21 protein-coding genes are annotated in these 21,165 nt (G+C 62.8%); 8 read left to right on the top strand and 13 right to left on the bottom strand.

From position 1 onward, the window contains the following. The 3 genes from NKH04_RS27770 to NKH04_RS27760 all read left to right on the top strand — a co-directional run. Positions 1-429 (top strand): LuxR C-terminal-related transcriptional regulator (locus NKH04_RS27770; protein ID WP_353045292.1); only part of this gene is annotated, 429 nt, incomplete at its 5' end. Positions 430-558: 129 nt separating this feature from the next. Continuing rightward, entirely contained in the window at positions 559-1,200 is a 642-nt protein-coding gene (locus tag NKH04_RS27765) for a hypothetical protein (protein ID WP_352473775.1), read from the top strand. A 39-nt stretch (positions 1,201-1,239) separates the two neighbouring features. Beyond that, complete coding sequence (locus NKH04_RS27760) at positions 1,240-1,692, top strand: nuclear transport factor 2 family protein (protein WP_352473774.1); 453 nt, start codon at positions 1,240-1,242, stop codon at positions 1,690-1,692. Positions 1,693-2,173: 481 nt separating this feature from the next. Here NKH04_RS27760 and NKH04_RS27755 read toward each other — a convergent pair whose 3' ends face one another. Next, positions 2,174-2,266: a LysR family transcriptional regulator gene (locus NKH04_RS27755; RefSeq protein WP_352473773.1), complete on the bottom strand. Its 93-nt coding sequence runs from the start codon at positions 2,264-2,266 to the stop codon at positions 2,174-2,176. Positions 2,267-2,444: 178 nt separating this feature from the next. Here NKH04_RS27755 and NKH04_RS27750 point away from each other — a divergent pair, with 178 nt between their 5' ends. After that, positions 2,445-2,588 carry a hypothetical protein gene (locus tag NKH04_RS27750; RefSeq protein ID WP_352685236.1) on the top strand — a complete coding sequence of 48 codons (144 nt, stop codon included), beginning with the start codon at positions 2,445-2,447 and terminating at the stop codon, positions 2,586-2,588. 86 nt (positions 2,589-2,674) lie between these two features. Here NKH04_RS27750 and NKH04_RS27745 read toward each other — a convergent pair whose 3' ends face one another. The 9 genes from NKH04_RS27745 to NKH04_RS27705 form a co-directional block, all read right to left on the bottom strand. Continuing rightward, entirely contained in the window at positions 2,675-3,418 is a 744-nt protein-coding gene (locus NKH04_RS27745) for an amino acid ABC transporter ATP-binding protein (protein ID WP_352473770.1), read from the bottom strand. 25 nt (positions 3,419-3,443) lie between these two features. Beyond that, positions 3,444-4,118, bottom strand: a complete 675-nt coding sequence (locus NKH04_RS27740) for an amino acid ABC transporter permease (protein WP_352920321.1) — start codon at positions 4,116-4,118, stop codon at positions 3,444-3,446. Then, positions 4,115-4,786, bottom strand: coding sequence for an amino acid ABC transporter permease (locus NKH04_RS27735; RefSeq protein WP_023720609.1), 672 nt, complete (start codon positions 4,784-4,786; stop codon positions 4,115-4,117). Before NKH04_RS27735 ends, NKH04_RS27740 begins: the two co-directional genes overlap by 4 nt. 133 nt (positions 4,787-4,919) lie before the next feature. Further along, positions 4,920-5,708: an ABC transporter substrate-binding protein gene (locus NKH04_RS27730; protein WP_352569105.1), complete on the bottom strand. Its 789-nt coding sequence runs from the start codon at positions 5,706-5,708 to the stop codon at positions 4,920-4,922. A gap of 111 nt (positions 5,709-5,819) precedes the next feature. After that, entirely contained in the window at positions 5,820-6,983 is a 1,164-nt protein-coding gene (locus NKH04_RS27725) for a saccharopine dehydrogenase family protein (protein WP_352920317.1), read from the bottom strand. Beyond that, on the bottom strand, positions 6,980-7,483 hold the full coding sequence (locus tag NKH04_RS27720; RefSeq protein WP_023677254.1) for an Lrp/AsnC family transcriptional regulator: 504 nt from the start codon (positions 7,481-7,483) through the stop codon (positions 6,980-6,982). The genes NKH04_RS27725 and NKH04_RS27720 overlap by 4 nt, the downstream gene beginning before the upstream one ends. Positions 7,484-7,800: 317 nt before the next feature. Then, entirely contained in the window at positions 7,801-8,844 is a 1,044-nt protein-coding gene (locus tag NKH04_RS27715; RefSeq protein ID WP_352569108.1) for an acyltransferase family protein, read from the bottom strand. 203 nt (positions 8,845-9,047) lie between these two features. Further along, positions 9,048-9,773, bottom strand: coding sequence for a 3-keto-5-aminohexanoate cleavage protein (locus tag NKH04_RS27710; RefSeq protein ID WP_352920313.1), 726 nt, complete (start codon positions 9,771-9,773; stop codon positions 9,048-9,050). A gap of 181 nt (positions 9,774-9,954) precedes the next feature. Next, the gene (locus NKH04_RS27705; protein WP_353045291.1) at positions 9,955-13,167 is read right to left on the bottom strand and encodes a tetratricopeptide repeat protein; all 3,213 of its coding nucleotides are present in this window, start codon (positions 13,165-13,167) and stop codon (positions 9,955-9,957) included. A gap of 135 nt (positions 13,168-13,302) precedes the next feature. Here NKH04_RS27705 and NKH04_RS27700 point away from each other — a divergent pair, with 135 nt between their 5' ends. After that, positions 13,303-14,046 carry a 2OG-Fe(II) oxygenase gene (locus tag NKH04_RS27700; protein WP_352774355.1) on the top strand — a complete coding sequence of 248 codons (744 nt, stop codon included), beginning with the start codon at positions 13,303-13,305 and terminating at the stop codon, positions 14,044-14,046. A gap of 30 nt (positions 14,047-14,076) precedes the next feature. Here NKH04_RS27700 and NKH04_RS27695 read toward each other — a convergent pair whose 3' ends face one another. Beyond that, the gene (locus NKH04_RS27695) at positions 14,077-15,432 is read right to left on the bottom strand and encodes a sigma-54-dependent transcriptional regulator (protein WP_352920306.1); all 1,356 of its coding nucleotides are present in this window, start codon (positions 15,430-15,432) and stop codon (positions 14,077-14,079) included. 6 nt (positions 15,433-15,438) lie between these two features. Then, entirely contained in the window at positions 15,439-17,298 is a 1,860-nt protein-coding gene (locus NKH04_RS27690; RefSeq protein ID WP_352920304.1) for a sensor histidine kinase, read from the bottom strand. 238 nt (positions 17,299-17,536) lie between these two features. On the opposite strand from NKH04_RS27690, the gene NKH04_RS27685 reads away from it, so the two are divergent. The 3 genes from NKH04_RS27685 (at position 17,537) to NKH04_RS27675 (ending at position 20,820) form a co-directional block, all read left to right on the top strand. Then, on the top strand, positions 17,537-18,868 hold the full coding sequence (locus tag NKH04_RS27685) for a dicarboxylate/amino acid:cation symporter (RefSeq protein ID WP_352920302.1): 1,332 nt from the start codon (positions 17,537-17,539) through the stop codon (positions 18,866-18,868). A 469-nt stretch (positions 18,869-19,337) separates the two neighbouring features. Beyond that, positions 19,338-20,396 (top strand): glycosyltransferase family 2 protein, encoded by a 1,059-nt coding sequence (locus tag NKH04_RS27680; RefSeq protein ID WP_352920299.1) that lies wholly within the window; start codon positions 19,338-19,340, stop codon positions 20,394-20,396. 115 nt (positions 20,397-20,511) lie between these two features. Further along, entirely contained in the window at positions 20,512-20,820 is a 309-nt protein-coding gene (locus NKH04_RS27675) for a HigA family addiction module antitoxin (protein ID WP_352473755.1), read from the top strand. Positions 20,821-20,863: 43 nt separating this feature from the next. On the opposite strand, the gene NKH04_RS27670 is transcribed toward NKH04_RS27675, so the two are convergent. Next, entirely contained in the window at positions 20,864-21,151 is a 288-nt protein-coding gene (locus NKH04_RS27670; RefSeq protein ID WP_352685247.1) for a DUF982 domain-containing protein, read from the bottom strand. Positions 21,152-21,165 lie beyond the last annotated feature (14 nt).

Genomic DNA, 21,165 nt, shown 5'->3' with positions numbered 1-21,165 from the left:
GAGGAGGTCGCGTCGACCTTAATCAAGACGCTTCGGTGCGAGTGGATCCACGGCTTCATCGCCGACTTCTTCAACACTATCGGTCGATTCGAGCCGTTGCGCGAAGGGCCGCTTTTGAGAAGCGCCATGAATGTCGCGATATTGGCGCTACCTACTCGTTCCCATCGACGAGACGAATGGCAGCATCCACCCTTCCCCCGGTCCTCGGCGGCGGACGCGATGAACGGCTCGATTGAGCCCGAAACGAACTTCTGTCACATCGGTAACCTGCCGCCACCTCCTCAAATTGCCCGCGAGCTCGGTCTGAGCCAGCGGACGGTAGACCGTCACGTTAGCGATATCCTGACGCGGCTGAACGTGCGCACGCGCGCGGCAGCCACGGCCTATGCGGTCGAGCACGGCCTGATCGGCATGGTCGTATCTGGGTAATCCTACCCAAGCCAAATTTCTCGCTGCGTGGGTACTTACGCCGAAGCGGGCAACCGTGGCGCGGGTCTAAACCTCATGGCGTGATAAAGGCCACAGGAGGTTTTCCCGATGCCAACGAATAATAACAGCATGAGCGGGCCGGGCGGTGTCTGGCTCGCCACCGGAACGCTGCTGCTGGCGGCTGCGCTCGTCTTTCACGGGCCACCGGACGCGGATTTGTCTGTTCAGATGCAGAATATCGCCGAGGGCCATGGGCGATGGGCTACGGTCCATTGGACGGCGGCAGCGGCGCTGTTCCTGATCGCCGGCGCTTCGTTCCTGAACCTGGCGCTCAACCCCCGGGTTCGGCGTTCGCCGATGCTGAGTTCTGCCTGGATGGTGATGGCTCTCGGCGCCCTGACTACGTTCTCCACCGCAGTCGCCGAGGCATCGGTGGTCGCGGTCGCGGCCGACCGGGGTGACACCAACGCCTTCATGACCTGGTGGGCGTTTTCCGGCGGCATGGGTAACGGATTCTGGGCGTTAGCCTTGGCGACAGCGCTTGTCGCGTATCACGATGCCCGCGACAACGTTGGGATACTGCCCCGATGGGCCGCGATCGTCGGCTCGGCGTTCGGTATCCTTTCAGCAACCGGGTGGACACTCGGTGAGCAGCTCGGGATCGGCATCGGGGGTCCGATCTGGCTGATTTCCTCGCTTCTCATGTGCCTGTGGCTCGCGTGGTACGGGCTGTCCTCAAGCAGCGTCCGGTCGGGGCAAGCCACGGCGTAAAGCGCCTGATCCAGCATCATCTTGAGACAGGAGGAAAAAATGTCCCTTCAAACGAAGGAAATCGAGGCGACGATCCACGACATCCACGAATTCTTCACCGACTGGGTGGCGGGCCGATGCCCTGGCGACGACGCGACGTTCAAGAAGAACGCGCTCGACCGGATCAGCGACGATCTGGTCGCCATCATGCCGGGCGGCAGGGCGTTCGGGAAAAATGATTTCGCAGGTTACATGAAGAGCATCTACGGATCGAATCCGGCCTTCCGTATCAAAATACGCGACATCCGGATCAGCCATCAAAGCGCCGACCTGGCGGTCGTGAACTACCACGAATGGCAACGCGACGCGAAGGACTCCGATCAACCGAACAATGGCCGGGTCACGACGATGGTGGTCCGCGATCGCGGCAACAGCCGGGGGCCCGAGATCTTGCAAGTTCATGAAACCTGGCTCCCAGCCGATGTCGTTCAGTCCGCGGATTTCGCGTTCTGAGAAGCGTCGGTCCGAAACGGGCAGAGAAAGGAATTGCGCTGGCGGCACCATCGGCTCTGCCGGCGTCATGGAGCCAGAACTGTGCTTCTTTTCAGCTCGAATTGATCCACATTCAACGTCCGGCTAGCCCAGCAAGCCGGCCATTCCATGCGTTCGCGTGGAGCGTCGGCTCGCCACCCATTGCTGCCGCTTGGTCGGCTGAACGCTTCGGCAGATCTTAGGCCCAGAGCGGACGTTAACCCGGCGCAAGATTTGGTCGCGAACAGCGCGGCCACGTCCGCAGGAGCCACGAAAGGAACCAGATCGGCGCTCCGGGGCAGGGATTTGGAAAGTATCATTGCCTAAGTTTCTGGTACTTTGAGGAAGTTCGGATAGATCATCTGCGGGACATTCAACCGCAACCGGCCGGCAGGCTTTTCGGCAAAGCTTCCCGCATCCCTCATTGCGGCAAGGATGAGCTCCAGCGCCGGTCCTGCCTGGCTCAAAACCTCTCGCCGGCTTCAGTCAGGCTCGTCGCCCTCGTGGTCCGCGTCAGAAGGGTCGCGCTAAGCCGCGCTTCCAGTTGCCTGATCATCTTGCTGATCGCCGACGGCGAGACCCGAAGTGTCTTGGCCGCGGCCGTGAAGTTGGCCGGCGCCGCTGGTTTCGCATGTTTCTTGGCGAACAGACGCCCGAAGCAGCGTTGGCCGCAGCCGACGATCCCGTCCCGGTCCCGGCCAAGAAACGCGAAAATCTATGCGAGGCCAATCTCTATGTCGCGGAGTTTTTACCGGCTCGACGGCCGTGACGATGAAGCCTTGCGGCGGTACCGGCTTGCGGAACGCGACTGCCCCCACGACTTCATCGAATATGTCGCAGCAGGCAATGCACTGCGCGCGCTCGGTGTGTCGCCATAGTGCGCCGCTGCGGATGATTCATTGTAGGCTCGAGCGCAACCTCGGCGCAAAGGCGACGGCAGGTTCGGTGCGTATTGTCGCTGCTGTCAATGCCGCAGGATCTTGCTCAGAAAAGCGCGGCTGCGGTCGGTCTTCGGGTTGGAGAAGAACTCATCCGGCGTGCCGCTCTCGACGATGGCGCCGGCGTCCATGAACACGACGCGCTGGGCGACCTTGCGGGCAAAGCCCATCTCGTGCGTCACCACCATCATGGTCATGCCTTCCTCGGCCACCGCGACCATGACGTCGAGCACCTCCGAGATCATCTCGGGATCGAGCGCCGAGGTCGGCTCGTCGAACAGCATGATCTTGGGGCGCATGCCGAGGCAGCGCGCGATCGCCACGCGCTGCTGCTGGCCACCAGACAGCTGCGCCGGATAGGCGTTCACCTTGTCGGCGAGGCCGACCTTGGCGAGCAATTCGCGCCCGGCCTTCTCGGCTTCAGCGCGCGGGATCTTGCGGACATGGATCGGCGCCAGGGTGACGTTCTCGAGCGCCGTCTTGTGCGGGTAGAGGTTGAACGACTGGAAGACGAAGCCGATCTCGGTGCGCAGCCGCGTCATGTTGGTGGCGGGGTCGCCGAGGCGCTGGCCGTCGACCGTCAGGTCGCCGTCGCGGATCGTCTCCAGCCCATTGATGCAGCGGATCAGGGTGCTCTTGCCCGAGCCGCTCGGGCCGCAGACGACGACCACTTCGCGCGGCTCGACGCTGAGCTTGATGTCCTTCAGCACGTTGAGCGTGCCGAACCATTTGTTGACGCCGCGAAATTCGATCATGCCGGTTTTGGTCATATTGCCGGACCCTTGAGGTTCGATGTCACAACTGCACCTCGCCATGCGCCGCGCCCATGCGTTGCTCCAGCCGGCGGGCCAGCATGATCAGGGGGTAGCAGACGATGAAGTAACCGAGGCCGACGAGGAAGAAGACCAGCAGCCCATTGGGTACACGCTGCACCACCAGCCAGCCGACGCGGGTGAGGTCGGTGAGGCCTATGGCCGAGACGACCGAGGAATCCTTGATCAGCAGCACATATTGCCCGACCAGCGGCGGCAGCACGATGCGCATCGCCTGCGGCAGCACCACCTGGCGCATGCGCTGCCAGCGCGACAGGCCGGACGCCAGTGCTGCCTCGACCTGGCCGGTCGGCACCGAGCGGATGCCGGCGACGACGATCTCGCAGATGAAGCAGGCGGCCAGGTTGGTCAGCGCGATGATGCCGGCGGTGAAGGCGTCGAGCTCGATGCCGAGTTCCGGCAGGATGAAGAAGATCAGGAAGATCTGCACCAGGAACGGCGTGCCGCGGATCAGGTCGACCCAGGCGCCGATCGCGCCGCTGATCAGCCGGTTGCCGCCGGTGCGCAGGATGCCGAGGCCGAAGCCGAGCAGCGTGCCCAGCACCAGGCTGATCAGCGACAGCACCACGGTCATGCCGAGGCCGTGCAAGGCGAGGGGATAGCTGCCGGCGATGCTTTGCAGCTGCTGCCAGATCATGTCCGTGCCCCCGCCAGGCCGAGCCAGCGCCCGGAGAGCGCCGCCAGCCCCTTCAGCCCGTAATAGAGCAGGAGGTAGAAGGCGGCGATGGTGATGAAACCTTCGGCCGGCATGAAGCGGTCGGAGGCGAGCAATTGTCCGGCGCGCGTCAGCTCGGCAACCGAGATCAGCGACAACAGGGCGGAATCCTTGACCAGCACGATCGCCTGGCCGAGCAGCGGCGGGATCGTCACCTTGAACGCCTGCGGCAGGATGACCAGGCGCATGCGCTGGACATAGGTCATGCCGGAGGCGACGCCGGCCTCCACCTGGCCGCGCGGGATCGACAGGATGCCGGCGCGGATGATCTCGGCGACATAGGCGCCGCTGTTCAGCGACAGGGCCAAGATGCCGACGACGAGCTCGGGCAGGACGAAGCCGAGCCGCGGCAGGCCGAAATAGAGGAAATAAAGCTGCGCCAGCAGCGGCGTGGCGCGCACCGCGTCGATATAGGCCTTGGCCGGGACGCGGAACAGCCGGCCGCGCTGCAGGTTCATGGCGGCGAGCACGATGCCGACGGCGAGCGCGCCGGCAAAGGAGAGGACAGACAGCCACACGGTCGTGACGAGGCCCTGCCCGAACAGGGGCAGATATTCGACGATGGTGCGGAAGCTGAAGTTTTCGAGCATTTTGGACGGTGAATGGTGAATAGTGAATAGGGAATAGTGAATAGGGAATTGGGAATAGGAGCAGCAAGTAGCGAGTAGCTCTTCTCTACTCCCTACCCCCTACTCCCTGCTCACCATTCACCATTCACACTACTCAGTGATCCTTCTTCCAGGCGTCGGAATTCACCCAGTAATCGAGGTTCTTCTGCAGGCGGCCGTCGAGGCTGACCTGGTCGAGGAACAGGTTCATCCACACCAGCAGGTCCTGCTCGTCATAGCGTGTGGCGAAGGCCAGCGGCTCTTTCGACAGCATGTCCGGCATGATGATGAAGCTGTCGGCGGGGTAAGCGGTCGACTGGCCCTTGACCGCCGAGACGTCGTTGACGCCGCAATCGGCCTGGCCGTTGTTGACGGCGTCGAGCAGCAGCGGGCCGCCGCCCTTGTAGCTCTTGATATCGGCGTCGGGGAAGGCGGCCTTGGCTTCCTTCTCGCCGGTGGCGCCGAGCAGCACCGCGATCTTGGTGCCCTTGGCCTTGCAGTCCTCGGTGGACTTGAAGGCGGTCCCAGCCTTGGTGAAGACTGTGCTGCCGGTGTACATGTAAGGCTTGGTGAAGGCGACCTTCATGCCACGCGCCAGTGTCGGGGTCATGTCGGCGACCAGAAGATCGGCCTTGCCCGACAGCAGCGCCGGGATCAGGCCGTCCCAGTCGAAGTCGAGGAAGGTGATCTTGACGCCCATTTCCTTGGCCATCAGTTCGGCGAGTTCGACCGAACTGCCGGTGCGTTCGCCGGCAGCACCCACCAGCGAGAAGGGCGGTCCTTGCGTCTGCACGGCGACGCGCAACTCTCCGCGCTTGGTGATCTCGTCGAGCGTTCCCGCACTGGCGGCAGCGGTAAGGCCAGCGAGCGCAAGGCCGGCGATGAAAAGCTTGGCAATCTTCATTTGGGCATTCCTCCTTGTTGTCGTTTGTTGTTCCACTTGTTGTTTCACCCCATCGAGGTGCTTTTTGAGCGGCAGCGCCGTTGCCGGCGGCGACCACCGTTCGAAAATCCTTCAGTCCCAGCTCACCGTTTCGGCAACCTTGATGCCGCGCTTGGCCAGCTCATCGAGGAAGCGGCCATCGGGAACATGCAGCAGCGGATTGAGCAGGCCGGGCGCGGCGATCTCGCGCCGTGCCAGCATCTGCGCCACAATGCTGGCGGGATAGCCGACGCCGAGGCTCATGCCGAATAGGCCCGAGGCGAGGTCGCGTTCGATGACCAGCTCCGAGGTCACCGTCTTGCGGCGGTCGCCTTCGCTGCCGACAAAGACGTTGCGCATCACGCAAAGGTCCTTTTCGTCGGCGCCATATTGCAGTTGCGGGCCAAGCAGCCGGCCGAGGAATTCGCGTGGGCTGGCACCGGTGCTTTGCACCTTGTCCTCGGACAGGAAGCCGAGCTGCTTCAGCGGCGCCCAGAACGCCGACCAGCCGGGCCAGCGAAGCGAATAGCGGCCGGAGCGCTGCAGCCCCTTGGCGGCGGCGAGCATGCCGGCATAATGCTGCGCGTCGCCATTGGGGAAGGCTTCGAGCCTGCCCAGTCCCGCCACCTCGATCTCGTGGATGAAACGATTGTCGTGCTGGCGGGCGGCCGGCACATCGACCCGTTTGCCGTCCTCGACCAGCACGCTGTCGCGGTTCTGGCTGACCAGAACCATGTCGAAATTCCAGCTCACCTTGTAGCGCAGCGGCTCGACCACCGCCTTCGGCTCGGGAATGCCGCCGCAGTAGGAATCGATCGCGGTGATGGTGTCGAACTGGCTGGCGGCGCGCGCGTAGAGCACCAGGTCGATGCCGGGGTCGAGCCCGCATTCGGTCACGATCGACACGCCGGCCTTTTCGGCCTCGGGAGCGAGATCGGCGATGGCCTTGCCGTAATTGGTGGTGACCAGCGGCGTGCGCGTCGCGATCGCCGCCTGCACCGCGTCGCGCATCAGCGGCTGCGGCAACAGGTCGATGACCGCATCGACGTCCTCCATCACATCGGCCAGCACCGGACCGATCGCGCCCTCCGGCACGACAAAACGCACCCTGGCAAGGTCGGTCAGGCCGCCAAGCCGCGCAGCGCCGTCGGTTGCCGTGTCGACACAGACCACTTGCTCGACGCCGTCGCTGGCAACGAGATCGGCGATCGCCGCCCGGCCTTGCAGGCCGAGGCCGCCGAGAACCGCGATCTTCATGCCATTTCCTTCCGCGTCTCGTCCGACCAGCAGCCTTCCGGCAGGCTGACCCATTTGTTGCAGGACGCCATGACGACGAAGGTCTCGCTGCGCACGACTTCGCCCGGCTCGCCGGCGCCGGGGATCAGCTCGCTGGTGACGCGGTAGAGATCGGCGACATCACCGGCCACGGTCACGTCGACGATGATGTCGAAGCGCCCGGTGACGACGGCGGCCGAGTTCACGAAAGGCAGTTCGGAGATGCGCTGCGCCAGTTCCCGGGCGCGGCCGCGTCCCTGCGCATTGATGCCGACGATGGCCGAGATCAGCTCAGGGCGTTCGGTCAGGTTGAGCAGCCCGACGATCTTGAGCAGGTTGCGGTCGAGCAGGTTGCGCAGCCGCATGCGCACCGTCGGCACCGAGATCGCCATCTTCTCAGCGAGGCGGTTGACGCCAAGCTGCGCATCTTGCGACAGCAGCTTGACCAGTCGCCGGTCGGTCTGATCGAGATGTTCCCGCAAACGCTCAGGCTTTCATAAAGGGAAAGAAATGATCGTATTTTCTTTCTGATATGAAAATACCTTATGAGAGATTTTTAACAACGGCAAGAGCCATGTCATCCGCCGTGCCGCTGCGCCTATCGGCAGTTTCGTCGATGTCGCCACATTTTGTTCTTGCTTTGTGCCGGCAGCTATGCTACTAATTTGGGTATGGTGCCAATTTGGCTCCAACGACCCGTCCTCCCGAGGCGGGTTTTTGTTTCCGGATCTTTTGAAGGTTCAGCGCCGCCGGTCTAAGATTGGCGGGACACCGTGGTTCCGCGGAGCGCAGCCGCAACTCATGCCTTCACGTGACGGGCGGAAAGGCTCATCCGCGAAATGGCCAAAATCGGCTTTTCAACAAAACTGTAGCTGGCCAGGGAGACGGCAATGCAGGCGGTGACAATAACCATGCCAGCAAGCCATGGTGATACGCTGACGCTTGCAACGACAGGAGCGGTCGCAAGCAGCACGATAGGATGCGTCAGATAGAGAGAGTAGGAGGCATCGCCCAATCTTGCCAGCAGGCGAGGAGCAAAAAGCCGGAAATAGCTTTCCAGGCTGATGCAACCGGCGACAAGGATCAAGGCCGGGATTCCCTGAGCAAGGGTTCGCGGCAAGTTGAAGCCAAGTACCATCACCAGCATGGACACGATGGCGAACACGAGCGCCGAGACACCCAGGACGGTAGGCAAACGCGCCAGTCTGCCGACCAGGTGGCCGAGCGCCATGCCGGCAAGGAACTCAAACAGGATTGGCGTGGTATAGAAAAACAGCACAGTGTCGGCGGCGGGTTTGAAGACGATGCGCGCCGCTACGGCGATTGCAAAGACAACGCCGACCATGGCCATTTGCGTCAGCGTGCCGAAACGCATAGTCGCTGCGAACAGAATGTAAAACAGGATTTCCAGATTGAGCGTCCAACCCACGCCAAGCACCGGTTGGACATAGCCTGTGACCGTATCGAGATAGGCTATGAAAAGCAGGCTATTGGTGATCTGCTCAAGAAACACTGCACGACCGGCAAACAACCAAAGTGCGGCGACCATGAGGAAGGTCATAACCCAATAGAAGGGAACGACGCGCGTGAAGCGCTGCATCAAAAAAGCACGGTGGTCGGCGCGTCTGTTCTCTGTCGAGAGAACCATTACAAAACCACTAATGACGAAAAACAGGTCGACGCCGCTGTTTAGAACGGGAATACGCAGATCGAGCATGCCCAGCGCGGCCGGAAGATGATAGATAACAACCATGAGAGCTGCTAGCCCCCGCAGTACCTGTATCGATGTATACTGTTGAATCCGACGCGGCGCAGCGTGATCATTCTGTGGAATGATGTTCATCAAAAAATGGTCCCCGGTGCAGGAGAGCATAAACATACGTGATCGTTGATGTGCCGATTAATTGTTGGTTTAATTAACACGTAAAGTTTTAGATAAGTTTTATTGATATAGCGTGCCGCCACACTTATGCTCGGCCGACTTTGGCCTGCCTCGTTGCCAAACTTGGCATCTCCCCAGTGAAGAGGAGATTGGCCGTTCCCGCGCTAACGGCTGGACTCGAAGATAGCGACGGCTGCCGCTGTCAGCGCAGCGTTACTAGATGCTACTGTTCCATCAGGGAGCTCCTTGCCGTCTTCCAGTCCGACGCGCGTCGACCAACGGCGTTCCGCCGCCCGGTGCACGAAAGGCCAGACCGTGGCGTCGGCGCCGTGCAGCAGGATTGCCCGGCGCATTCCGGCGCCGTCGAGCACGGCGGCGATATCGTCGCTGATCTCCAGCGCAGCGTCCGGCTCCTGCTCGGAGATTTCGATCAGGATCCGCAGCACGCGTTTGCCATGGTCGAGGCTCACCAGGCGTTCGGCGTCGGCGACGGAGGCAAGCCCCGCCTCGATGCCAATGCCGCGTTGGCGCAGACGCTCCATGATAGCGGGCGCGGCGTCTTCGCTGAGATTGACCGAGGCATAGTCGGGCAGCTCGCTCCAAGCGGCGATCGCGGCCAGCGTCCGCTCGTCGTCATTCTCAATCCAGGCGCCGGTCGACACGCCGATCAGCGTTCCAGGGCAGGCGCGACGAAGCGCCAGCACCGTCCGATCCATCGCCGCCGGAGCCAGGCTTTCGCGGCCGTCCAGCCCGCGGGCATGGACATGCAGTTCGGCGGCACCGGCGGCGACGCAGGTCGCACCGTCGCGCGCCATGGCTTCGGGATCAAGCGGCAGTCGCGGGTGAAAATCGGCGCTGCGCGCGCCATTGATGCAGGTCTGGACAATCATGCTATGGGCAGTCCGGTTGCGGTTGCTGCCAGCCTAGCGCGGGCCAGTGAAAACCGGAATCGCGCTGGCGAAGGCTCCTGACATATGGACGCCGGCCGGCTTGGATCAGTCTGGCAGGGTGTGTCTCTATCGCCTTGTTCGCCAACGATCTTCTCGGCAAAAGAGACGGTCGTTTGCAGAGTTATGGCGGCACGCCCAGATCGTGCAGCGCACTCATGGCGGCTCGGTATTCGACGAAATCCCTGGGACAATCGCTAGCGGCGAGCCGGTAAAGCCGTAAGGCTTCCTCGCTATGCCCTTGGAGCCGGCTAAGCTCGGCCGTGTAGAAATTCGTTTCGCAGACTTGTCCGGTTCTCTGAGCCAGGCCCACAGCACCGGCATCCGAAAGTGCTTCGGCGGACGTCTTTTCACCCAGCAGCATGCTGACCAGCGGTGCCGGCCACTTCGTCATGTCGAGCTTGCTTTTCGCCTCCTTCAAGTGGCTCGCCGCGCCGTTGCGCCGCGCCGCGATATCAAGCCAGATGGCAAAGTAGGCATTGTCGGGGGTGAGAGAGGCCGCCTGCTCGAAATCCGTCTGCGCCATCGCCGTCGCGCCGGAATAGAGATACAGGACGCCCCGGCCAGCATAGGTGGAGGCGTCTTTCGGATCGAGGTTGATTGCTTCGCCATAGTCGGCGATAGCGCGGCTGTATTGGTCCTTTGCCGTCCAGGCTACGCCTCGGTTTTGGTAGCTCTTGACAAGTCTCGGATCGAGGCTGATCGCGCGGTCGTAGTCGGCGATGGCGAGATCGTATTCGCCTTTCCTGCTCCAGGCGAAACCTCGGTCGTTGTAGGCGATCGCCTTTGTCGGGTCGAGCGTAACGGTCTGGCTGTAATCGGCGATCGCCCGGTCATTGTCGCCTTTTTCTAGCCATGCCTCGCCGCGTTTGTAGTAGGCGGGCATCAGTTTCGGATCGAGGCTAATCGCCTTATCGAAATCGGCGATGGCCTTCTCGGCATCACCCTTGGCAATCCACGTTATGCCCCGGTTGAAAAATGCAGAAGGGTCTTTTGGATCGAGGCTGATGGCCTTGTCGAAATCGGCGAGGGCGCCGTCATTGTCGCTCTTTCCCGCACGCGCGATTCCACGATTGGAATAGGAAAAGGTATTTTTCGGGTTGAGGCCGAGCGCTTTGTCGTAGTCGGCGATGGCACGGTCGAACTCGCCCTTTGCCGCCCACACCAGTCCTCGGTTGTTGTAGGCATCGATGTTCCCGGGGTCGGAGCTGATTGCCTGGTCGTAATCGGCCATAGCACGGTCATTGTCCCCTTTGGCGAACCAGGCTATTCCCCGATTGTAGTAAGCGCTTGAGTATTTTGGATCGAGGTTGATGGCTTGTCCGTAATCTTTGAAGGCGCGGTTGACGTCGCCTTTGCGCGCCCAGACCATCCCCCGGTTGTTGAAAGTCTCGGCACGCTTCGGATCAAGATCGATCGCTATGTTGTAGTCGGCGAGGGCGTGGTCATTATCGCCCTTCTTGAACCACACTAAACCCCGAGCGTTGAAAGCGTAGGTATCTTTCTGGTCAAGACTGATCGCCTTGTCGAGATTGGCCATCGCGTCGTCGAAATCGCCCCTGTCGATATCTATCATGCCCCGATGCAGATAGGCGTCGGTCTGACCCGGGTCGATGGTAATCGCCTGGTTGAGGTCGGCCAGCGCACGGTCCCTATCGCCCCGGTCCGCCAGAGCTGCACCTCGATTGGCGTATGCGTCGGCGTATTTCGGATCGAGGCGGATCGCCTGGTCAAAATCAGCGATGGCCTTGTCGGCTTCGCCCTTTCGCCACAAGGACATGCCACGGTTGTTGAAGGGCATCGCGCCTTTTGGATCGAGACCGATGGCTCGGTTGGAGTCCTCAATGGCGTGGTCGTCTTCCCCCTTCTTGTACCAGGCATGGCTACGACTGACGTAGATTTTCGGATTTGTCGGATCGAGCCTGATCGCCTGGGTGTAATCGGCAATGGCACTGTCCGCATCGCCCCTTGCAAGCGAGGCGATGCCTCTGTTGAAATAGGCATTGCCAAGGTTCGGATCGAAGGTGATCGCCTGGCTGTAATCGGCGATGGCACGATCGATGTCGCCCTTGTTTGCTCGGGCCAGACCCCGGTTTGAATAAGAGATGGCGTGTTTCGGATCGAGTCTGATCGCCTGGTCGTAGTCGGTGATGGCGCCGTCGAAATCGCCTTTCGCCGCCCATGCTATCCCCCGGTTGTTGTAGGCGTCGACATATTTCGGATCGAGCGCGATGGCCTGACCATAGTCGGCGATGCCGCCATCGGCGTCACCTGCGTCGGATCGGGCCGCGCCTCGCGCGTAGTATGCGACGGCGAGTTTTGAATCGATGCCAATCGCCTTGCCATAATCGGCTATGGCGCGGTCATGGTCCCCCCGGTTGGCCCAAGTGACGCCTCTGCTGTAATAGGCTGGTGCAAATGTCGGATCGAGGCTGATGGACGTGTCGAAGTCCGCCAGCGCCTGGTCATGGTCGCCCTTGTTCGACCAGGCGAGGCCTCTGTTGTAGTAGACGCTAGCATCCTTCGGATCGATCGCGACGACCTTATTGTAGTCGGTGATGGCGCCGTCAAAATCGCCGCCCGTCAGCCGGGCGTTGCCGCGCCGGTAGTAGGCATGCGCGTTTTTCGGATCGAGGCTGATCACCTTGTCATAGTCGGCCAGCGCGCGCTCCTCATCGCCCTTGCTGGTCAACGCATCGGCTCGATCGTTCAGGGAACCGGCGTCGTTCGGGTTGAGCCTGATGGCCCGGTCGAAGTCGGCTATCGCGCGGTCGTCGTCGCCTTTGCGTGACCAGATCAGCCCGCGATTGTGGTAATTTCTGCCGTCTCCCGGATTGAGGCTGATTGCCCTGTCATAGTCGGCCAAAGCCCGGTCGTTCTCGCCCTTGAAGGTCCAGGCGACGCCGCGGTTGTAGTAGGCATCGCCATATTTCGGGTCCAGGCTGATCGCCTTGTCCAGATCGGCGATGCCCTTGTCGTAGTCGCCCTTGAAGACCCAGCTGATGCCCCGGTTGTAGTAGCCGCTGGCGACGGTCGGTGCGATGCCGATGAACGCGCTGTAGTCGGCGATCGCGCGGTCATAGTCGCCTCGTTCCGTCAGGGCATTGCCGCGCTTGAAATAGGCAATACCGCGGTTTTCGAGGGGCTCTGTCGCATCCTCGATCATGCGCGTACAGGCGGGAATCCGCACCGCCGGATCGACCTCATCGTCGCTGACGCAGTCGCTGCTGGCGGGCAAGGCCGGGAGCGCCGAGACCAGCATGACGACGAGGCAAACGAGGAATTGCCGGACTGCCCTGTCCCCCTGTCGAACCCGTCCGATCAAATCGCCCCCCATCGCGGCAAGCCCAGCTGCATTGTATTCAACGAAATCCCCGAGACAATCGCTAACGAGTTACCCGGCAAGAAACGGGTGGTCCGCGCGCGCCGTTTCACCCATCTCAATGACAGAGAAGCCACAGGAGGCGAAGCCATGACCATCCATTCGATAGGCGCGAAAGCGGCGGTCAAATCGGCGGAGGTGCGCGTTGCCGGATATGACTGGCGGACGCTGGCCGATGAGCTGAGCGGCTATGGTTGCGCGGTGATGGAAAAGCTGCTGACGCCGCAGGAGTGCCGGCATATCGCCGGACTTTATTCGGACGAGAGCCATTTCCGCAGCCATGTCCATATGGCGCGGCATGGCTTCGGCAAGGGCGAGTACCGCTATTTCCGCTATCCCTTGCCCGACTTGATCGGCGGCTTGCGCACCGCGCTCTATCCGCGCCTGGCCGCGGTCGCCAATGACTGGAACGAGCGCATGGGTATCGCCCAGCGCTATCCCGACGAACACGCCGCGTTCCTCGAGCAATGCCACGAGCAGGGCCAGACGCGGCCGACGCCGCTCCTGCTGCAATATGTTCCCGGCGACTTCAACTGCTTGCACCAGGATCTCTACGGCGATCTGGCCTTCCCGCTGCAGGTGGCGATCCTGTTGTCGGAACCAGGCAAGGATTTCACCGGCGGCGAGTTCGTGCTGACCGAGCAGCGTCCGCGCATGCAGAGCCGCGCCGAGGTGGTGCCGCTGCGCCGGGGCGACGCGGTCGCCTTCGCGGTCCACAATCGACCGGTCCAGGGCAGCAAGGGCAATTACCGGGTCAATCTCAGGCACGGCGTCAGCCGGCTTCGCTCCGGCATGCGCCACACTGTCGGTATCATCTTCCACGACGCCAAGTAACCGGGCCGCCCGGTCAAGCCCTGGCGACGATTACCTCGAAAAATCGCTGCGCACGATACCGTGGCGCTGGAGCTTGTCGTAGAAGGTCTTGCGCGGAATCCCCAGCGCTTCGATCGTGCGCCTGACGTCGCCCTCGTTGCGGCCAAGCGTCTCGCGAATGATGTCGGCCTCGTAGCGCTCCAGCCGCTCCGGCAGCTTCATGGCGGCGTTCGATTGGGTCGGGGCAGGGGGTTGTGCTTCGGCGCCTTCCTCCAATCCAAGCACGAACCGCTCGGCGAAATGCGCCAGTTCGCGCACATTGCCCGGCCAGTCATGGTCGCTGAGATGGCGATGCACCGAAGCCGGCACTGCCGGCACCTGGCGGTGGAAACGGGCGGCGGCGCGCTCGGCGAAATAGAAGAACAGCAGGGCGACATCGTCGCGGCGCTCGCGCAGCGGCGGGATCGAGATCGTCACCACGTTGAGCCGGTAGTAAAGGTCCTCGCGGAAAGCGCCGCGCTGGCGCGGATCGGCGAGGTCGACCTTGGCGGCGGCGACGACGCGCAGATCCACCGGCCGCACCTCGTTGGTGCCGAGCGGGGTGACCTCGCGCATTTCCAGCACGCGCAGCATCTGCACCTGTGTCGAGACCGGCATGCTTTCGATCTCGTCGAGGAACAGCGTGCCGCCGCTGGCGTGCTCGATGCGGCCGATCCGTTTCTTCTGAGCGCCGGTGAAGGCGCCGGCCTCATGGCCGAACAATTCGCTTTCGATGACGGTCTCCGGCAGCGTGCCGCAATTCAGCGCGACGAAATTGCCCTTGGCGCGGCGGCTCCAGCGATGCAGAAGGCTTGCCACCACCTCCTTGCCGGAGCCGGTCTCGCCGGTCACCAGCACATCGACGTCGGTGTCGGCGATCTGGCGTAGTGTGCGGCGCAGCCTGTCCATCGCCGGCGTCTGGCCGATCAGCGGCAGGCCGTCCTGCGCCTCTCCGGCCGCCTCGCGCAAGGCCCGGTTCTCCATCACCAGGCGGCGCTTTTCCGCTGCGCGGCGCACGCTCTGTACCAGCCGGTCGGCGGCGAAAGGCTTGGTGATGAAGTCGTAGGCGCCGTCCTTGATCGCCTTGACGGCCATGGCGATGTCGCCATGTCCGGTGACGAGGATGACGGGAATGTCGGTATCCAGCCGCAGGATGCGGTTGAAAAGCTGCAAGCCGTCGATCTGAGGCATGCGGATATCCGACACCACGACGCCGGTAAAACCGGCGTCGAGCCCGGCCAGCGCCTCGGCCGCCACCGCAAAGGCCGAGACCGAGAAGCCGGCAAGCTCCAGCGTCTGCACGGTGGCCTTGAGGAGATCGCGGTCGTCGTCGATCAGGATCACCGGCGCGGCATTGTCGTTCGTCATGATGGCTTACGCTGCTGTCTGGAGATGAATGGTGAAGCGGGTGCCGCTGTCGTCGCTCGAAACTTCGATGCGGCCGCCATAATCGGCGACGATGTCCTTCGAGATGACGAGGCCAAGGCCAAGGCCTTTTTCCTTGGAGGTGTTGAACGGCGTGAACAGCGATTTGAGGATCGCGGGTGGAATGCCGGGTCCGTTATCGGACACGCCGACCGTCACGCCGTCCGCGGTCTCGTCGACCGACACCTGCACACGAGCGTCGTCGCGGCCGTCGAGTGCTTCGAGCGCGTTCTGGAAGAGGTTGATCAGCACCTGTTCGAGCCGCACCCGATTGCCCATGACCTTGAGGCTCGGCGGCGGCAGGTCGATGGCCAATGCGTCGAGCCGGCCGGCAAAGCGGCTTCTCAACAGCATGACGGCGCCTTCGATGACACCACGTAATTCGACAGGCTCGGCGGCGGTGCGGCCCTTGCGGGCAAATGCCTTCAACTCCTCGGTGATTGAGCCGATGCGTTCGGTAAGGGCTGCGATAGCGCCGAGGTTTTCCTCGGCCGGCCCGGTCTGCTTGCGGTCGAGGAAGGTGCGGGCATTGTCGGCATAGGCGCGTATGGTGGCGACCGGCTGGTTGATCTCATGGGCGACGCCGGCAGCGACCTGGCCGAGGATGGCGAGGCGGTTGGCCTGGACCAGATCCTGCTGCACGATTTGGAGCTTGGCTTCCGTGCTGCGGTGGCCTGTTATCTCGGCCTGCAGCCGGTCGCGGGCGCGGCTCAAATCCTCGGTCCGTTCGACGACGCGGCGTTCGAGTTCGGTGCGGGCCGCCTGTTCGGCGGCAATCCGCATCTGCGCCGACTGCCGGCGCCACAACAGATACGCGGCAAGGCCGAGCAGCGGGACGACGACGCCGAGCGCCAGAAGCCGCATTTCGCGGACGGCGGCGGCGATCGGCGCTTCAGCCGGGATCAGATAGTCGAGCCGCCAGGGGGTCGAAGGAATCGTCGTGAAAAGGCTGAGATACTCCGCGTCGCTGCCGCCGGGCGTTACTGCGTGGACGATTGACACATCCGGGCTGAGCGCCTGCGCGTGCATGATCGGCAACGGCACAAGCGGCGCGTCGCCGAACTGTTGGCTGTCGCGGATCGCGGCTTGCTTAGGTGCGGCCAGCGGTGCGGTTGTCATGAAACGCCAGGACGGCACGCTGGTGATCAGCACGACGCCATTCTCGTCGCTGACATAAGCCGGGCGGTTCGCCTCGCGCCAGTCGGCTTCGAGCTGGTCGAACTCCATCTTGACGACGACGACGCCGAGCGGTGCGTCTGTGTCGCCGACGCGCCGCGAAATGTAGAGGCCGGGGCGCTTGCTGACATTGCCGAGTGCAAAATACTCGGCGGTTCCGGCCTGCATCGCGCCGGAGAAATAGTCGCGGAAACGGTAGTCATTGCCGACGAAGCTGATCGGCTCGCGCCAGTTGCTGGAGGCGACCGCCAGTCCATCGGTGCCGACGACATAGAGTACCGACGCCTTGGTGCCGGAGACCAGCCCCTCGAGCTTGCGGTTCAGCACATCGATTGCCGCGGCATTTTTCTGCGACAGCGCGTCACGCACTTGCTGGTCTGCGGACAAAAGCAGGGGCAGGGCACGCGGGCTTTCGAGCACGGCGCGCAGCAGCGCGACCTTCAGATTGGCGTCGGTACGCCCCTGCGCCGCCAGGGTCTCGACCTCGGCGGTGCGGCCGTAGAGGCCGGCGCCGTAGAGCGCTGCGGTGACGATCAGCAGGGCGACGGCCGCAAACAGCAGCCAGGCTCGGCGCGCCCGCCTGGCGAGTTGCTCGGGCGTCGAAGACAAGGCACCGGCGGGGCGTTGCAGCATCGCCCATTTGTGCATGAACTCGCACAAAACACAATTCGACCTATGCGGAGAGTCGCACTTGACCATGCGTCCGGCAGTGCGGACGTTTGCGAATGCTCAATAAAATCAATGCTGAAGCACTCTTCTGCGTATCTGGCACGGCTGTTGCAAACACGAATTCAGCAGTCGCGAGGCTGCTGGTCTCAAAACAACTGCCCCGGGGAGTCGAGCTTTCGATCGGGGCGCCATGGAGGACGTCATGCAGACAGCAATCGCTGCCGCCGAGCCGCGCGGCAAACTTCCCTTATACCGGCATCTTTATGTGCAGGTGCTGGCGGCGATCGCCGCCGGCGTGCTGCTCGGCCATTTCTATCCGGAAGCCGGCGAGGCGATGAAGCCGTTCGGCGATGCTTTCATCAAGCTGGTGAAGATGGTGATCGCGCCGGTGATCTTCCTGACCGTGGCGACCGGTATCGCTGGTGTTTCCGACCTGCAGAAGGTCGGCCGCGTCGCCGGCAAGGCGATGATCTATTTCCTGGTGTTCTCGACGCTGGCGCTGGTCGTCGGCCTGGTCGTCTCCAATGTCGTCCAGCCCGGCGCCGGCATGCACATCAATCCAGCGACGCTCGATACCGCCAAGGTGGCGGCCTATGCCGAGAAGGCGCACGACACTACCATCGTCGGCTTCCTGATGAACATCATCCCCGACACCATCACCGGCGCCTTCGCGCAGGGCGACATCCTGCAGGTGCTGTTCTTCTCGGTGCTGTTCGGTGTCGCCCTGGCGCTGGTCGGCGATCGCGGCCGTCCGGTCGTCGATTTCCTGCAGGCGCTGACCACGCCGATCTTCCGCCTCGTCGCCATCCTGATGAAGGCCGCGCCGATCGGTGCGTTTGGCGCCATGGCGTTCACCATCGGCAAATACGGCATCGGCTCGATCGCCAACCTCGCCATGCTGATCGGCACGTTCTACTTGACCGCGCTGCTGTTCGTGCTGGTGGTGCTCGGCGCTGTCGCCCGCTACAACGGCTTCTCGATCCTGGCGCTGATCCGCTACATCAAGGAAGAGCTGCTGCTGGTGCTCGGCACCTCGTCCTCGGAAGCGGCATTGCCGGGCCTCATGGCCAAGATGGAGCGCGCCGGCTGCAACCGCTCGGTGGTCGGTCTGGTCATCCCGACCGGCTATTCCTTCAACCTCGACGGCACCAACATCTACATGACGCTGGCGGCGCTGTTCATCGCGCAGGCGACCGACACGCCACTCACCTACGGCGACCAGATCCTGCTGCTCGCTGTCGCCATGCTGAGCTCCAAGGGTGCCGCCGGCATCACCGGCGCGGGCTTCATCACGCTGGCGGCAACGCTTTCAGTCGTCCCCACCGTGCCGGTCGCCGGCATGGCGCTGATCCTCGGTGTCGACCGCTTCATGTCGGAATGCCGAGCGCTGACCAACTTTATCGGCAATGCGGTGGCGACGGTCGTGGTGGCACGCTGGGAGGGAGAACTCGACCAGACGAAGTTTGCCGCCGCCATGGCCGGCGACTTGCCGGAGGAAGTCGACCTGTCGCTGCCGGGTTTGCAGGCCGCCTGACCGTCTAGGCCACATGATCACAAGGCCCCGGAGGCGGTTCACCGGCTCCGGGGCAAAAGGGCCGGCGGTCGCGGCATGCCGCCTGAAACGCAACCTGAAGTGGCGCTATTTTCGACGCGGGGCTTGTTCCAGCCGCATTTGCAGGCCAGTATCCGCCATGCCTTCAGGGCACCCGTCCGCTTCGCTCCCGACCTGATCGCGAGGCGAGACATTTCCGTCGGGCTCGGTTGCGACCCACCTTGGCCGAACGTCGGAGCTTTTGCTGCCGCCGACCCTGACCATGGCAGCAGCCTCGAAGGCAATGGCGGCCTCAGTACGAAGTCGCAACGCGAAACGTGACTCGTCTCCTCGTGGGAAGCGCAGGCTTTCTCCCAGGGAACTCGTTGCGCCAAGAGGGGGCGCTTGAAGAGGGGGGCGGGCCCATGAGCGGGCCTTTGCCGAACCAAAGCAAGATGCGAGGTCAAACGCGATGCAGCCTGTCATTCCGGTATCCATCATCATCCCGAACTACAACTATGCGCGGTTCCTCAAACGCAGCATCGACAGCGCCCTCGAGCAGGACTACGCGGATGTCGAAGTCATCGTCGTCGACGATGCATCGCAGGACAATTCCACGACAATCATGGAATCCTATCGCGACGAGATCCTCGCATGCCCGCGAGCGCAAAATGGCGGACACGCGGCGGCGTTCAACACCGGCTTCGCTGCGAGCTCGGGCAAGATCGTCCTGTTCCTCGACGCCGACGATTATCTTTATCCAACCGCCGTCTCCACCATTGTCGAAACGTGGGATGATGCAACCGCTCAGGTCCAGTCCAGACTGCATATCGTCGACGAGGGGCAACGCATCAAGGATGTCTTTCCGCCGCCCGAATTGCCTTTCGACAGCGGCGACGTCATGCCGAAACTCCTGCACAAGGGCCGCTATCAGACGACAGTGACCAGCGGGCTGGCCTTTGACCGCGCAACGCTCGAATCGATCATGCCGATACCGGAGCCGGAGTTCCGGCAGGGCGCCGACGGCTATCTGGCAACGCTGGCGCCGATGTACGGGCATGTCCAATCGATCGACGAATGCCTCGGCGCCTACCGGATCCATGGCGCCAACCATTCAGTCTTCGGTGAAAAGCTCGCCGAGCGGGCACGCTGGCGGGTAACTCACGATTTCCGCCGCATGCAGGCGCTGTCGGACCAGGCCGCCGGGATCGGCCTGACCATCGTGCCGTCGGATGCTGTCCGCCACGATCCGGTCCACCTGGAAGAGCGGCTGGCGTCGCTCTGCGCGGACAGCGGCCGACATCCCGTGGCCGACGATTCCCGGCTGGCGCTCGGGGCGGCCGGCGCCGTCGCCAGCCTCGAAATGACCGCATCCCTGCGGCGGCGTGCAATCCTTGCCGCCTGGTTCCTGTCGGTCGGGGTGTTGCCGCGGAAAATGGCGACCGCGGTGCTGTCGTGGAAGCTTGATGCGGCGTCGAGGCCGGCATTTTTGAGCCGCCTGTCCAAGACCATTCGTCATGCGATGGGATAGTGGGTGGCGCTGTGCCACAACTCCGCCAGGTTTTCGGGAGGTCTGGCAACCCGGGTAGATTTCGAACAATATCATTATGGGTACGTGGCGCCCCAAGCGAAAGGACAACCAGCCCATGACCTCTTATGAGCCGATGCGTCCGATGGAGCGCTGCCCATCCCACCCTGGAGCGCTGCTTGACGACATTATCCCGGCAACCGGAAAGACCAAGGTGGAGATCGCCAATCTGCTCGGAATCTCGCGCCAGCAGCTTTATGACATCATCCGCGAAAAGAAGCCGGTGTCGCCGGCTGTCGCTGCCCGTCTTGGAAAGATGTTCGGCGACGGCGCCGCGATCTGGCTCAGGATGCAGGCTGCCTATGATGCCTGGCATGCGGAGCGCGAGGTCGACGTCAGCGCCGTTCCAAGATTGCATGCTGCCTGAGATGCAATAGATCGGCCGAACCACCGAGGCTCTCACAAATCGATCACGGTCCTGCCTGCCTGGACCGGTTCTCCGGTTCGACGGCGCGCTCGACCAGGACATGCGCCGCCCGCGCGGCCTCGACGAACGCGTCCCTGGCGGCTTCGGTCCAGCGATCGTCGCTCATGGCGCGGCGGCATGTGCGCAGTGCCAAGCCGTGTTTGGCGCTGCCGGCGTCACGCCAGTGGGCTTCCAGCAACTCGACAGCCTGCCGTGCGTTGGAAATGTTGCGGATATCTCCCACGATGCCGACCGCAACCGCAACCGGCTTGGAAAACCATCCTTGGGTCATGGCGGAGCCTTCGA

Origin of the sequence: Mesorhizobium sp. M1365, assembly GCF_040317865.1 — a bacterium.
Taxonomy (GTDB): domain Bacteria; phylum Pseudomonadota; class Alphaproteobacteria; order Rhizobiales; family Rhizobiaceae; genus Mesorhizobium.
The sequence above is the reverse complement of the archived record's forward strand: the minus strand, read 5'-3'. Positions and strand labels throughout refer to the sequence as shown.